Below are 12,695 nucleotides of genomic sequence, written 5' to 3'. Positions count from 1 at the left end.
AGATGATATAGCATTTAAAATCAATTCAATGCCTCGTAAAATGTTTGACTTTAAAACTCCTTATGAGGTAGAATTTCATAAATTACAATTTGGTGCGGTTGAGATTTGAATAAAGAAAAAGCTCGTCAGAGCTTTTTTTATAATCCTAAAATTTTCTGAAATTCCAACTGATAACCATTTGGATCTTCAATGAAGAACGAGTAAACATCGAATCCATCCTGCCGCTTCGGATATGACAGCAGATGAATCTCATCCATTTCATAGAAACGCTTATACATGGCATCTACTTCTACCTCATCCTGACAGTTGAACGAGATAATGACTGATGTAGCCAGAGGTTTATCTGCATACTGGGCAAATCCCAGATAGCCGTATCCGGTATCAAAGATAACGGCCTTGTATTGTTCATGCCAGATCGGGAAATGCAGGACATTGGTATAGAAGGTCTTGGTTTCCTCAATATCCCGGCAGGGATAAAAAGCGACGAATGAATTCATAAACTTCCCTCCAGACTTTGAATGAATCATTTTTCGGTGTTATGGTTTGAGAAACAGGTTTCTCTTTATGGTATAATTATATCATATCTATGATACTATTTCATCCGAAAGGAGCTACTTTATGATGGATCTGCACACACACAGCAGCTATTCAGACGGCATCTGTACGCCAAACCAACTGCTGAAGCTCGCCGAGGATCATAAGCTTTGCTATTTTGCGATTACTGATCATGACAATATGGAGGCTTATCAGCATATGGAAGAGCAGCAGCTTTTTCATGGAACGCTGGTGCCCGGTATTGAAATGACTTTTTCTTATCGAGGCTTAACAATGGATATGTTAGGATATGGGGTAGATCGAAAACGCATGGAAGCAAGCGGATTACTTCACCACCACGACGAAGCAAAGATTATGCGTCGGGAACAAAGCCGCTTGGATTCACTTTTCACAATATGTGAAGGGCTGGGATTGAAGATAAATCGGCAAGTACGGATCAAAGCAAGCTATGAACGGGCAAATGATGTGCTGTGTGATCAGCTGATGGCGTATCCCGAAAATAAAATACGGCTGGATGAAATGCATATTAAAAATCGCACAACTTTTTACCGTAATCATTATCTGAATCCAAAAAGTCCGTTTTATATGGAACAGGAGAAACATGCACCGGGGATGAAACAGGTTGCTGATGCAATTCACGCCAGCGGCGGTTTAACGTTTTTGGCTCACCCGTTTGTCTATGATGTATCAGATACATGGAAGTTAATCGATCAGCTTGTTGATGAACAGCTGCTGGATGGAATAGAATGTCTGCACCGGCGGCATAGCTGGACAAACAGTGAACAGCTGCTGGACTATTGTGATCGGCATCATCTGTATAAAAGCGGCGGCAGTGATCTGCATAAAGTGGAGCACGGCTTGGGGCATGGAGACAACGGTACGCGGATCGTGTCTGAAACGATTGCGTTGGAGTGGTTAAAGAACTTATAATAGAGGAAGAAAGTGAGGCGGGCATATGAAACGAATCTGTATAGTACTGGTTTTTCTGCTCGCATTCACGACTGCCTGTTCGACAAGCGCAAACAAAGAATATCCCAGCAAAGGGGTAGAAACACCGGCCGCTAAAATAGAAGATATGTATATGCCAAGCAGTCCCGGGACTCTGATTGCTCAGGACCCGACCGGATTAGCGATGATCGATTACAGCAATACCGATCAGGGCTATATCTGTGCAAAGCGGATCACGGATTCACCGGATGTTTTGAAACTGGCGGTAAGCAAGGGAAAAGAAGTCTATTATTATGATCTAAAAAAGACAGACTATGAAAGCTTTCCTTTACAGATGGGAAACGGCATGTATCAATTTCGGATTCTGAAACAGAAGCAGGGTGATCAATATGCGGTCATGCATTCTGTGGACGTAGATGTGAAGTTGGCGGATGCTAAACTGCCGTATCTTTATCCGAGTCAATATATTGATTACACACCGGAAAGCAAAGCGGTAAAAAAAGCATTTGCTTTGGTAAAGAATGATAAAACCGATCTTTCCCGCATTTATCATATTTATAATTATGTAATTTCTCATGTGAAATACGATGATCAAAAAGCTAAGGATGTTGCCGATAAGTTTGTCCTTCCGATCATTGATGAAACATATGTCACAAATAAAGGTATCTGTTTTGATTACACCGCGCTTTTAGCGGCAATGCTGCGCTCACAACAGATTCCGACCCGGATGATTACCGGCTATACCAGCAAGGAGTATCATTCCTGGATTGAAGTATGGGTTAAAGAAAAGGGCTGGATCAATCCTCAGGTATATTTTAAAAAGAAGATCTGGAACCGCATCGATCCGACATTTGCGGCACAGGGTGAAGAGTATGACGGTGAGTATAAGAACCGTTATGTCTATTAAGGAGGAATAAGGATGAAAGCAGGAAAGAAAATGCATGATCAGGAAGCATACGCATTTTGCTCACAGCTGGCGCTGATTCTGCATACTGGTATTCCGATCATCGATGGTCTTCAGGTGATGGATCAGGGAGATATGGATTCTCAGCTGATTCATCAAATCAAAGAATCATTGATTCTGCATGGTACATTGTCAAAGGCATTGGAAGAACTGAACTGTTTTGATCACTATGTTCTGTCGATGATTGAAATCGGTGAGCGAAGCGGTAATCTGGATGAGGTCATGGATGCATTGAGCAGCTATTTTAAACAAAACATGGAAATTCGAGAAAAAATCAAAGAGGTTGTAAGCTATCCGCTGTTCTTATTATTGATCATGATTGTGGTGATCGGAGTCATTGTCATAAAAGTACTGCCGATTTTTCAAAATGTGCTTCATGCTTTGGGAACGGAGCTATCACCGCTGGCGCTTACACTGCTTACTGTCGGTACGGCGATCGGGCAGTATGGCTTCTACATTCTCTGTGTTCTTATTGGATTGATTGGCTTCTTTTTGGTGTATCGATATTATCAGCATAGAAAACACGGTTATCATGATCCGCTGCAATCGATTTTCTTTCGGGGGATCGGCGATAAGATTGCGGTAGGTCGTTTGACATATGCTTTGAATCTGCTGTTAAGCAGCGGTTGTGATATGCAGGGCGCGATGGCTTTGCTGCCCGGACTGGTCGATCATCCCAAAACCCTTCAGCGGCTGGAGGCCTGTCAGCAGCTGTTAGCCAAAGGGGAACGTCTCGAGGATGCGCTGATGGAAAGTCAGTTATATGAAGGATTGTACGCAAAAATGCTGTATATGGGATTTCGCAGCGGCAGCGGTGAAAAAGTTTTAAAAGAAATTGCCGAGCTGTGTGATCAGGACATCGATCGTGCAGTCACACATTATTTGAATATCGTAGAGCCGGCGGTTGTCATTACTCTGTCAGTCGTGGTAGGAATCATTTTGATGAGCGTGATGCTTCCGCTGCTCAGCATCATGTCGACGATCAGCTGATATGAAAAAGATAAAAAAGCTGCTTGCGCTGGTACTTTTACTGGTGGTGCTGATAGGCTTTCTGTATGGAATATCGATAAGTGAAGCAAGCAGCCATCGGGAAGAAGCGTCACGCATTCAGGAAAGTGTTGAGAAGGCAGCGGTACAGTGCTATGCGATGCATGGAATTTATCCCAAAACACTAGAAGAACTGCTGGCTCAATATACGCTTCATCTCAATCAAAAGGATTATCGGATCTTTTATGACTATAACGGAGGTAATATCATGCCTTCAATCTATGTAATCGAAAGGGAGTGAGGCAAATGAAGCTGCGCAAAGGAAATACGATACTTTTTCCGATGGTTTTATTCTGCGTGTTTGCATGCGGTTCCTTTCTGGCAATCCTCTATGGGATCGATGCCTATCAAACAATTGAACAGCGAGCCGATGATAATTTTGCAAAGTCTACACCGCTCGCGTATTTAACGAATAAAGTCCGCAGCCAGGATGAATCAAAAGGGGTACGGATAGAAAATATTCAGGGAAAAACATGTCTGGTGCTGACCTCACAGGAGGAGGAAGCTTACCGTACATTGATTTATTTTCAGGATCACAAGCTCTATGAGCTCTTGATCCCGGCGGCGCGGGAAGTGAATTTCAGCGAAGGGACTCTGGTCATGAATGTATCCCAACTGGATATGAAGCAGGAACAAAACAAAATCACCTTTACGATCAAGCATAAGGATACATATTATAAGCAGCAGGTCATTTTGCGAAGCAGCGATAAGGAGTCCGTATGAGAAAAGAACGCATTTCACCATCTATCAGCTATCTCATTGAACTGGCCGTGGCCATTCTCTTTTTTGCGGCTGCGGCAGTGATCTGCGTAAATATCTTCTATCAGGCGAATCAGCGCAGCATCGAGAGCGAAGAGCGCTCCGCAGCGCTGGAGGCAGCACAGTCGATGGCTGAACAGGCGATTGCTTCAAAGGATCGAGTGCCTGTGGGTACCTGGAATGCAAATGCGAAATGGCAGCCGACCGACATCAGAAGTGAGTATCGTATTTCGATCCGGGAACGAGCGGCTGATAAAAAGCTGTTTACCTATGAATTACAGATGCGCAAAAGCGGTAAATCGATTTTGACGCTGGAGTTTACGGTTTTGTGTGAGGGGGGAGTATCATGAATAAGCAGGGGCATTTTCGCTTTGGAATCGGAATCATTTCCATTTTTATGGTCTTTGTGGTAATGTGCTTCACCATTCTGTCCTGTTTATCCTATATGAAAGCAGCGGATGATAATGAACGGATAAAACAGCAGGAAGCGTATGTAAAGGAATATTACAAAGCAGATGGTGAAGCGCGGTCAATCCTACAGGATATCATGGAGCTAAACGGTAATTTCAAGAGTGAAAAAGCGATGAAGGTGCTGAAGGATAGCCAAGTCACACTGCAGGATGATCAGCTCCAATATCAAATTAAAATCAATACTAAACAAAGGCTGTCGGTAACGTTACAGATAAATGGAAAGAAACTTCAAGTAATCAGCTGGAAAACCATTTCCGGCGAGGAGGCGACAAAATGAACAGAGAAATGATGGAAAATTTATTAAAACAAGCTGTAAATGCAGAAGCGAGTGACTTATTTATTGTCGTCGGCTGTCCGTGTGCGATGAAGGTAAACGGTACCATTCAATATATGGATGATAAGATGCTGAAACCGGCTGACACTGCCCAGATGGTACAGCTGTTATATGAAATGGGTGAAAATCCTTACTATGAGCGGTTTCTGGAAAATGGCGACAATGATTTTTCTTTTTCAGTGGCGGGGATCGGAAGGTTTCGTGTCAATACTTATTTACAGCGAAATTCTCAAGCTGCTGCGCTTCGTGTCGTTTCTTTTGATTTGCCAGATCCCCAAAAGCTTCACATACCGGAAATTATCACCGATATGTATGCGATCAAAAAAGGCTTGATTCTGGTAACCGGATCGGCGGGCAGCGGTAAATCTACAACTTTGTCCTGCATCATTGAACGCATCAATAAAGAGCGCAGTACCCATATTGTTACGATTGAGGATCCGATTGAATTTTTGCATCGTCATAAAAAAAGCATTGTATCTCAGCGGGAAATCGATCATGATACAACGGATTATATCAGTGCTCTGCGTTCTGCCTTAAGACAGGCTCCGGAAGTGATTCTGCTAGGCGAGATGCGCGATCTGGAGACCATCGAAACAGCGGTAACCGCAGCGGAAACCGGACATTTGATTTTATCAACTGTGCATACCATCGGCGCAGCCAATACCATTGATCGAATCCTTGACGTTTTCCCGCCGAATCAGCAGCAGCAGATTCGCATTCAATTATCAATGGTTCTGCATGCCGTTATATCCCAGCAGCTGGTTCCTTGTGTGGACGGTACCCTGATTCCGGCATTTGAGATCATGATTGCCAATCAAGCGATCCGCTCGCAAATTCGTGAAGCAAAGACTCACCAGATTGATAATACGATTTATTCCAACCGCGCATCGGGCATGATCACCATGGATGAAAGTCTGATCCTGCTGTTACAGGAGGGGAAAATCTCCAAAGCGACCGCCATTACCTACAGTACCAATCCGGATGCCATGCAGCGGCGAATTGCTTTGCTCCCTCAATAAAAATAGATATCGTCTTCATGAAGAAATCCTAAAGCTGTTGCCGGTAATAGGAGCTTGCTTCATAATTGACGATATCTTTTTTAATGCAATCTGTTACATCAATTTAAAAAAAGCTAGTACGAGCAGAATGCAGCCGCCCATCCAAGATAAATCAAAACGGCTTTTATCAGCCATCAGTTTTCCAAGCTTACTGCCGCTGATGACCATGACGGCGCCGCAGCCGAAGGAGAGCAGCAGCACCAGCCATGGATTGAGATTGGTTAATCCGGCGGAAAATCCCGCGGCCAGTCCATCGATAGACAGGGAAATTGCCAAAAGAGTAGCTTCGCTCGGATTCAGTATGCGCGAATGATCGTAGTCGGCTGATTGCGGATCAGCATATACTTGAAGCAGAAAATGAAGCTGAAAAATGGAAAAGGAAACCTGCCGACGAACCTTATGATATTTGCGGATCAGTCGTTTCACGGAGCTGTCGAATATTTTAAAAGCGCCCAGTGCAAACAGCAATAGAAAACAAATCCCGGTGATCAGTGAGGCCGGAACCCATGGCTTGACCATGACCCCGATAAATAAAGAGATTCCCAATACAAGACTGCAAATACCGCTTATGATAAAGACAGATACATATGGTATATGAATACGGTCGCTGCCGTAGGCAAAGCTTGCCACAAACGCATCTATTGACAGGGCAATGACTAAAAATAACGCTTCCAGAATGGATGTCAATGAAAGCATTGATATACCCCCTCCCGTACAGGTTATTTTATGAGGGATATTTGGCTATGGTTACATAATAAAACTCCCAATCGGGAGTTTAGAGGGATTTTATTGTTTCTGCCATTTCCGCAGCCTTCGCTTCAATCACAGAAAGATCAGATTCAGAGGGCGTATAATTCTGAGTGATAGCAGCTCCTTCCTGAAGCAATGTAATACCGGCTTCCTTTAGTTTATCGTTAATCCGTCCCGGAACCTGATTGAACCAACCCCAGGAACCAAATCCTAAACCGACCTTGCCTTTTACTTTACAGCTGATCAGGCGATCCAGAAAACCGGCGATCTCGGAAGACATTGTATTGTTGTAGCAGCCGCTGCCGACGAAGATCGCTTTCGCATCCAGTAATTCTTTCATAATGATGCAGCTCATCGTTTCAGAATATTTATACACCTTCACTTTAACACCGTTTTGACCAAGCCCTTCCGCTAAAGCTTCGGCCATCATCTGCGTGTGGTGCCATACACTGTCATACACGATCACTGCTTTTGCCTCACTGCGAAAGCTCGCAAATCCTTCATAGGCATTCCAGATCGCATTTATGTATTGTTTCCAGATAATGCCATGTGCCGGAGCGATCATATCAATATCCAGATTCATGTCTTTCAGTGCCTTCAGCTTATTAGCAACCTGCATGCCATACGGCATTACAATATTAGCATAATACTCCTTTGCTTTGTCCAGACAGAAATTTAAAGCGTAAGCTTCATCAAACAATTCATATCCGGCGATGTGCTGACCGAACGCATCATTGGAGAATAAGATTTTTGCCTGATCCACATAGGTCAGCATATTATCAGGCCAGTGAATCAACGGCATTTCTACAAAGGTTAATGTGTTAACACCGGTTGACAGAGTATCACCAGTCTTTACTTTTTGATAATGATAGTCATGAAAGTACTGCTTCATCATGATTTGAACACCGGCATTGGATGCATAAGGGACCGCATTTGGATAAGCCTGCATGACTTTTTCAAAACCTCCGGAGTGATCCGGCTCGGCATGCTGAACAATGATGTTATCGACCGGACGATCACCGATCACAGAACGGATACGTTCTAACAGTACCGGCGTGAATTCCTCTTCAACCGTATCAATCAGCGTTACCTGTTCATCTACAATTAAATAGGCATTATAAGTTGTGCCTTCCTCAATCGGATACAGTGATCCGTGAAAATGCCGTAAATTAAAATCCTGGACGCCAACCCAGTATATTTGATCTTTGATCTGTATAGCTTTTTTCATATCCATAACCCTCCATAATGTTTATATTTTACCCTCGCTTGCTCTTTTTTTCCATCCTTTTGCATATTTTTTCACATATCGTGTTCATACTAAATAAAAAGGAGGAAGGCTATGTTTTCCCTAGAAAAAGAAATACGTTCGATTCAGATCGTTTTTATGACCGCGTTGATCATCAATATTCTTTTAATTATGATGAGCGCTTTTCGCAATGTGTGGTTTTGGCTGCCGTTTTTAGGAGTAGCAGCACTGTGCATTCCAAAACTGATAAAACGTACCTATCTTAGCTTTGCGACATTTGACCTAATGCTGCTGAGCATGTATCTGCTTGCCGGGGGCTATTTTTTCTTATGAGTAATTTGGTTTCAAATTCAAAGGAATGATAGTATAATATGAGTATGCATCAAGGAGGAAAATGCAATGATAATTCAAAGTAAACGAGTATGGGTATTAGGGCAGTTTTTAGAAGCTCAATTGGAAATCGCTGACGGAAAAATTGCGGCTGTATATGAATACGGCAGTAAAAAGGTTGACGAAGATTACGGAGACAAACGTATTGTTCCGGGATTTATCGATATGCATACACATGGCTCATATGGTTTTGATACCAATGATGCGGCAGAAGACGGTCTGCGCAACTGGATGAAGCGCATTCCCGAAGAAGGTGTTACCGGCATTTGCCCAACCACGATTACACAATCGGAGGAAGTGCTGACTAAGGCTTTGAAAAATGTAGCAAAGGTCGTTGAGGACGGCTATGAAGGTGCTGAAATTTTGGGTGTTCATTTTGAAGGACCGTATCTGGATATGGTCTACAAAGGAGCACAGCCGGAGCAGTACATTGTTAAGCCGAGCGTTGAACAGTTTAAAAAATATCAGAAGGCTGCAAATGGTTTGATCAAAGTCATCACCATGGCTACGGAGCAGGATGAGAATTTGGAGTTAACTCGCTATTGTGCCCAGAACGGAGTCGTGGTAAGCATCGGACATTCTGCCGCAACCTATGAGGAAGCAGAAATGGCCATTGCCAATGGGGCTCGCAGTATGACACATATTTTCAATGGTATGACCCCATTTCAGCATCGTAAACCGGGTCTGGTAGGCGCAGCAATGCGTAACCGCGATGTATACGGCGAAGTGATCTGTGACGGAAACCATTCCACCTTGGCCGCGCTGAATGATCTGTTCACGGTAAAAGGCCGTGATTATACGATTATGATCACTGACGCGCTGATGGCAAAAGGATTGCCGATTGGCGGAAAGTATATTTTCGGCGGTAATGAAATTGAAATTTATCCTGATGGCAGCGCACATTTGACAGCAACAAAGGGGCTTGCCGGTTCAACTTTGAGAGTGAACGAGGGATTGAAAATACTGGTTGAAAAAGCTTTGGTTCCATTTGACAGCGCTATAAATTCCTGCACGATCAATCCGGCACGCTGTTTGCATGTTGATGACCGCAAGGGATCTTTGCAGGCAGGAAAAGATGCGGATATTGTCGTTTTGAACGATGACTATTCCGTTGCCCAGACTTACTGCATGGGAAAAGCAAGCTTATAAGTATAAAAACGCATGGATGAGCATGCGTTTTTTTATGTAAAGAGTACCGTTTTCTTATTGAGAATGGTAAAATGGTTCATGTGAGGTACGAAAATGACAAACTATAAAGCATGTTTCTTCGATATTGACGGAACACTGTATTCACACAGTTACCAAGATATCCCGGTATCTGCTCAAAATGCTCTATTGGCATTAAAGGAAAACGGCTGGAAGCTGGGAATCGCCACCAGCCGCTGTGCGGATGAGACAAAACAGCTGCCGTCTTTTTATCGAAACTTTCCTTTTGATGCCTATATTTATGACGGCGGGGCTCATGTTGTTTCAAAAGGTGAGGGTATACAAGATAAACCGATCCCTAAGGGGGTCATGGAAAAGCTGATCGAAGTACAGAAGCAGACTGGCATGGATCTTCGCTATTCCTGTGCTGCGGGTGATTATTCACATGGCAAGATATCGGACTGGTATCTGGACGTGTTCTTCCATTTATATTTGAATATGCCGCTTGAAAAACCATATGAAGAAGAACCGGTTTTTAATATTCTGATTCAAAGCGAGCGGACGGATATCGATGATCAGATCGAACAGGCATCGCAAGGCTGCAACATCGTACATTACAACCGGGTATGGGAATTAACTGCACCGGGAGTGGAAAAGGGCGATGGAGTTCTGGCTATGGCAAAGCATTGGAATATGGACATACGGGATATCGTCTGCTTTGGTGATGGATTAAACGATATTGAAATGTTAAAAATAGCTGGTTTGGGAGTTGCGATGGGAAATGGAAAGCAGCAGCTGAAGGATGCGGCAGATGCGGTCTGCGGTCATATTGATGAAGATGGTATTTTAATTTTTATGAAAGAACAAGGCTGGATTTAACCATATAAAAGGTGAACCTCGTTTATTTGGTTGTCCAAATTTTGGGGGTTCACTTCAAATTGGGTCTATGTCACTATCTACTTTTTTATATACATATATCAAGTGCTGAAAGCACTTTTTTATTATTTACCGGAATGTCTGCCGATCAGCTCAGCCAGCTTGGTGAAGAAGGGAATATCGGTTTCTTCAAAACGATCCGGTATCGGAGCGTCAATATCAAGTACTCCGATCAAGCGATTATCCGCTGTCAGAATCGGCACTACGATTTCACTGCGGCTGGCGCTGTCACATGCGATATGACCGGGGAACTGATGTACATCCTTGACGCATTGTGCTCGCTTGGTAGCGGCAGCTGTTCCGCATACTCCGCTTCCCAATGGGATACGTATACAGGCTGGCTTACCCTGGAACGGACCGAGGATCAACTGATCTTCTTTATAAAGATAGAAGCCTGCCCAGTTGATGTTTTCCAGGCTCATCATCAGCAGGGCACTGAGATTGGCCATATTCGCGATTTGATCGGTCTCATTTTCAATCAGTAACTCAGCCTGTTTTAAAAGTATTTCATATTGTTCTTCTTGGTTCATGCATACACCGGCTTTCTTTAATAAAACTCTATCATAAAAGTGGTTATTTGTCATGAAACAAAAAAAGACGGAAGTTCCGTCTTATGATAATTCAGCTTCCTTATTAGAGAATTTTGTATATGTCTTGGATAATTTCGTTCCTTTTTCCGGCTCCATGACATACCAGCCTTTAGATTTCATCAATTCAAAGGTATTGCGCTGTTCCGTAGAGATCTGCTGGTAGATCGCATCAATTTCCTTATACAGCAATTCATTACTGCATTCCTGAGTGAATGTATTGGTTAGTGCTTTCAGATGCTTGAGAGAGACCAACAGCTCAGTCATAACATCCTGTTCGCAGTATGCTTTTTTGTTTTCTGCCATGTTTTACACCTCCTGTTTGATCAGTTGCAGAACGTTTGCATAGTATTCCTTGATCATCTTCTGTACGCATTTCGCCTGATCGATACATGCTTTATCCTGCAGAATGGACATTTCATGGTTTAAACGCTTGTCGAGCATCAAAGACTGATCCATTAAGTCTTCCATGTACAGCAAATCTTTTCCGGTAATCATAAATTCATCTTTCATCGTGATATCTCCTTTCTAATGGTAGTATGGGCAAGGGTAAATTTCTTATACATGTGTGGTGAATGAGAAAAAAATTTGTTATAATACTGCGTATGCGGAGGTGAAATCATGCAGTTAAAGGAAAAAGACATGGTATATATTCAAAGCTTCAAGCATGACGGAAGTCTCCACCGCACCTGGATCAAAGGCTTTGTGATCGAAGCGAGCGAACAGCGAATCGTAGCGGTTACCGACCGAGCTTGGGTTGTAGAATCAGACGGGCGGAAGTGGCTGACTAGGGAGCCGGCGATCTGTTTCTTTTATCCGGATAAATGGTATAATGTAATTTCAATGATCCGTAAATCCGGAATTCATTATTACTGTAATCTCGCTTCTCCTTCCTTATATGATGGAGAGGCAATTAAAAATATTGATTATGATCTGGATGTCAAGGTATCTCCCAACGGCAAATGGATTATTCTGGACGAAGATGAGTATCAGGAGCATGGAGCTAAGATGGGATATTCCAAAGAGCTCGATCAGGTGATTCGCTCGCAGCTGCGTTTCTTACTGAATGATATTCGTCATCACCGATCTCCGTTCGATCCCGATGAAATTTATCAGTTTTATGAAAAATATCAGCAATTACTGAAAGAATTACGCGCTTCGCGGCAGTAATTCTTTTTTCTTTTTTTCGTAAATCAGGAAACATTACAAGGGTTTATATATTCAGGAGTTAAAAAAATAAAAAAGGTAAAGAAAAGGATTGACATAGGTAGAAGAGATTTGCTATTATATACAAGCGCTCAAGCGAGGGCGACGATCTTTGAAAACTAAACAGAATACGTCAATTCAAAAGAAACTCAAGAAAACAGAAACGTGAAAGTGTAAAGAAGAGCTAAACAAACAATCAAATGGAGAGTTTGATCCTGGCTCAGGATGAACGCTGGCGGCATGCCTAATACATGCAAGTCGAACGCACGGAAAAGAGAGCTTGCTTTCTTGGAAGTGA

At 43.0% G+C, this 12,695-nt stretch carries 18 protein-coding genes, 1 rRNA gene and 1 pseudogene; 14 read left to right on the top strand and 6 right to left on the bottom strand.

Annotated elements, in window-relative coordinates; translation table 11 throughout:
• A pseudogene (locus GSF08_RS11425) lies at positions 1 to 109 on the top strand (IS30 family transposase); the annotation flags it as partial.
• A 28-nt stretch (positions 110 to 137) separates the two neighbouring features.
• On the opposite strand, the gene GSF08_RS11420 reads toward GSF08_RS11425, so the two are convergent.
• The gene (locus GSF08_RS11420; protein WP_160625926.1) at positions 138 to 497 is read right to left on the bottom strand and encodes a VOC family protein; all 360 of its coding nucleotides are present in this window, start codon (positions 495 to 497) and stop codon (positions 138 to 140) included.
• A 121-nt stretch (positions 498 to 618) separates the two neighbouring features.
• Here GSF08_RS11420 and GSF08_RS11415 point away from each other — a divergent pair, with 121 nt between their 5' ends.
• The 8 genes from GSF08_RS11415 to GSF08_RS11380 are packed head-to-tail and all read left to right on the top strand — an operon-like array spanning position 619 to position 6,097.
• Positions 619 to 1,485 (top strand): PHP domain-containing protein, encoded by an 867-nt coding sequence (locus GSF08_RS11415; RefSeq protein WP_160625925.1) that lies wholly within the window; start codon positions 619 to 621, stop codon positions 1,483 to 1,485.
• 25 nt (positions 1,486 to 1,510) lie between these two features.
• Complete coding sequence (locus tag GSF08_RS11410) at positions 1,511 to 2,410, top strand: transglutaminase-like domain-containing protein (RefSeq protein WP_160625924.1); 900 nt, start codon at positions 1,511 to 1,513, stop codon at positions 2,408 to 2,410.
• 12 nt (positions 2,411 to 2,422) lie between these two features.
• Positions 2,423 to 3,457 carry a type II secretion system F family protein gene (locus tag GSF08_RS11405; RefSeq protein WP_160625923.1) on the top strand — a complete coding sequence of 345 codons (1,035 nt, stop codon included), beginning with the start codon at positions 2,423 to 2,425 and terminating at the stop codon, positions 3,455 to 3,457.
• Between the two features lies 1 nt (position 3,458).
• On the top strand, positions 3,459 to 3,755 hold the full coding sequence (locus GSF08_RS11400) for a hypothetical protein (protein WP_160625922.1): 297 nt from the start codon (positions 3,459 to 3,461) through the stop codon (positions 3,753 to 3,755).
• A 5-nt stretch (positions 3,756 to 3,760) separates the two neighbouring features.
• Positions 3,761 to 4,237 carry a DUF4860 domain-containing protein gene (locus GSF08_RS11395; RefSeq protein ID WP_160625921.1) on the top strand — a complete coding sequence of 159 codons (477 nt, stop codon included), beginning with the start codon at positions 3,761 to 3,763 and terminating at the stop codon, positions 4,235 to 4,237.
• Positions 4,234 to 4,623: a type IV pilus modification PilV family protein gene (locus tag GSF08_RS11390; protein ID WP_160625920.1), complete on the top strand. Its 390-nt coding sequence runs from the start codon at positions 4,234 to 4,236 to the stop codon at positions 4,621 to 4,623. Before GSF08_RS11395 ends, GSF08_RS11390 begins: the two co-directional genes overlap by 4 nt.
• On the top strand, positions 4,620 to 5,021 hold the full coding sequence (locus GSF08_RS11385) for a hypothetical protein (protein ID WP_160625919.1): 402 nt from the start codon (positions 4,620 to 4,622) through the stop codon (positions 5,019 to 5,021). The genes GSF08_RS11390 and GSF08_RS11385 overlap by 4 nt, the downstream gene beginning before the upstream one ends.
• Positions 5,018 to 6,097: a type IV pilus twitching motility protein PilT gene (locus GSF08_RS11380; RefSeq protein WP_160625918.1), complete on the top strand. Its 1,080-nt coding sequence runs from the start codon at positions 5,018 to 5,020 to the stop codon at positions 6,095 to 6,097. The genes GSF08_RS11385 and GSF08_RS11380 overlap by 4 nt, the downstream gene beginning before the upstream one ends.
• 93 nt (positions 6,098 to 6,190) lie before the next feature.
• Here the strand turns inward: GSF08_RS11380 and ytaF are convergent, their stop codons facing one another.
• Together ytaF and GSF08_RS11370 are read right to left on the bottom strand one after the other, a co-directional pair.
• Positions 6,191 to 6,832, bottom strand: coding sequence for a sporulation membrane protein YtaF (gene ytaF, locus GSF08_RS11375; protein WP_160625917.1), 642 nt, complete (start codon positions 6,830 to 6,832; stop codon positions 6,191 to 6,193).
• 79 nt (positions 6,833 to 6,911) lie between these two features.
• The gene (locus GSF08_RS11370) at positions 6,912 to 8,114 is read right to left on the bottom strand and encodes an FprA family A-type flavoprotein (protein WP_160625916.1); all 1,203 of its coding nucleotides are present in this window, start codon (positions 8,112 to 8,114) and stop codon (positions 6,912 to 6,914) included.
• Positions 8,115 to 8,225: 111 nt separating this feature from the next.
• On the opposite strand from GSF08_RS11370, the gene GSF08_RS11365 reads away from it, so the two are divergent.
• The 3 genes from GSF08_RS11365 (at position 8,226) to GSF08_RS11355 (ending at position 10,547) form a co-directional block, all read left to right on the top strand.
• Positions 8,226 to 8,465 (top strand): hypothetical protein, encoded by a 240-nt coding sequence (locus GSF08_RS11365; RefSeq protein WP_160625915.1) that lies wholly within the window; start codon positions 8,226 to 8,228, stop codon positions 8,463 to 8,465.
• A gap of 66 nt (positions 8,466 to 8,531) precedes the next feature.
• Entirely contained in the window at positions 8,532 to 9,671 is a 1,140-nt protein-coding gene (gene nagA / locus GSF08_RS11360; protein WP_160625914.1) for an N-acetylglucosamine-6-phosphate deacetylase, read from the top strand.
• A gap of 93 nt (positions 9,672 to 9,764) precedes the next feature.
• Positions 9,765 to 10,547, top strand: a complete 783-nt coding sequence (locus tag GSF08_RS11355; protein WP_160625913.1) for a Cof-type HAD-IIB family hydrolase — start codon at positions 9,765 to 9,767, stop codon at positions 10,545 to 10,547.
• Positions 10,548 to 10,669: 122 nt separating this feature from the next.
• Here the strand turns inward: GSF08_RS11355 and GSF08_RS11350 are convergent, their stop codons facing one another.
• The 3 genes from GSF08_RS11350 to GSF08_RS11340 form a co-directional block, all read right to left on the bottom strand.
• The gene (locus tag GSF08_RS11350; RefSeq protein ID WP_160625912.1) at positions 10,670 to 11,134 is read right to left on the bottom strand and encodes a GAF domain-containing protein; all 465 of its coding nucleotides are present in this window, start codon (positions 11,132 to 11,134) and stop codon (positions 10,670 to 10,672) included.
• A gap of 81 nt (positions 11,135 to 11,215) precedes the next feature.
• Entirely contained in the window at positions 11,216 to 11,497 is a 282-nt protein-coding gene (locus GSF08_RS11345) for a spore coat protein (protein WP_160625911.1), read from the bottom strand.
• Positions 11,498 to 11,500: 3 nt separating this feature from the next.
• Positions 11,501 to 11,704 (bottom strand): hypothetical protein, encoded by a 204-nt coding sequence (locus GSF08_RS11340; protein ID WP_160625910.1) that lies wholly within the window; start codon positions 11,702 to 11,704, stop codon positions 11,501 to 11,503.
• Positions 11,705 to 11,812: 108 nt separating this feature from the next.
• Between GSF08_RS11340 and GSF08_RS11335 the strand changes: the two genes are divergently transcribed.
• Positions 11,813 to 12,361, top strand: coding sequence for a DUF402 domain-containing protein (locus tag GSF08_RS11335; RefSeq protein ID WP_160625909.1), 549 nt, complete (start codon positions 11,813 to 11,815; stop codon positions 12,359 to 12,361).
• A gap of 233 nt (positions 12,362 to 12,594) precedes the next feature.
• Positions 12,595 to 12,695 (top strand): 16S ribosomal RNA (locus tag GSF08_RS11605); the annotation flags it as partial.

The sequence above is a fragment of the Copranaerobaculum intestinale genome, from assembly GCF_009831105.1.
GTDB classification, from domain to species: domain Bacteria; phylum Bacillota_I; class Bacilli_A; order Erysipelotrichales; family Erysipelotrichaceae; genus Copranaerobaculum; species Copranaerobaculum intestinale.
The sequence above is the reverse complement of the archived record's forward strand: the minus strand, read 5'-3'. Positions and strand labels throughout refer to the sequence as shown.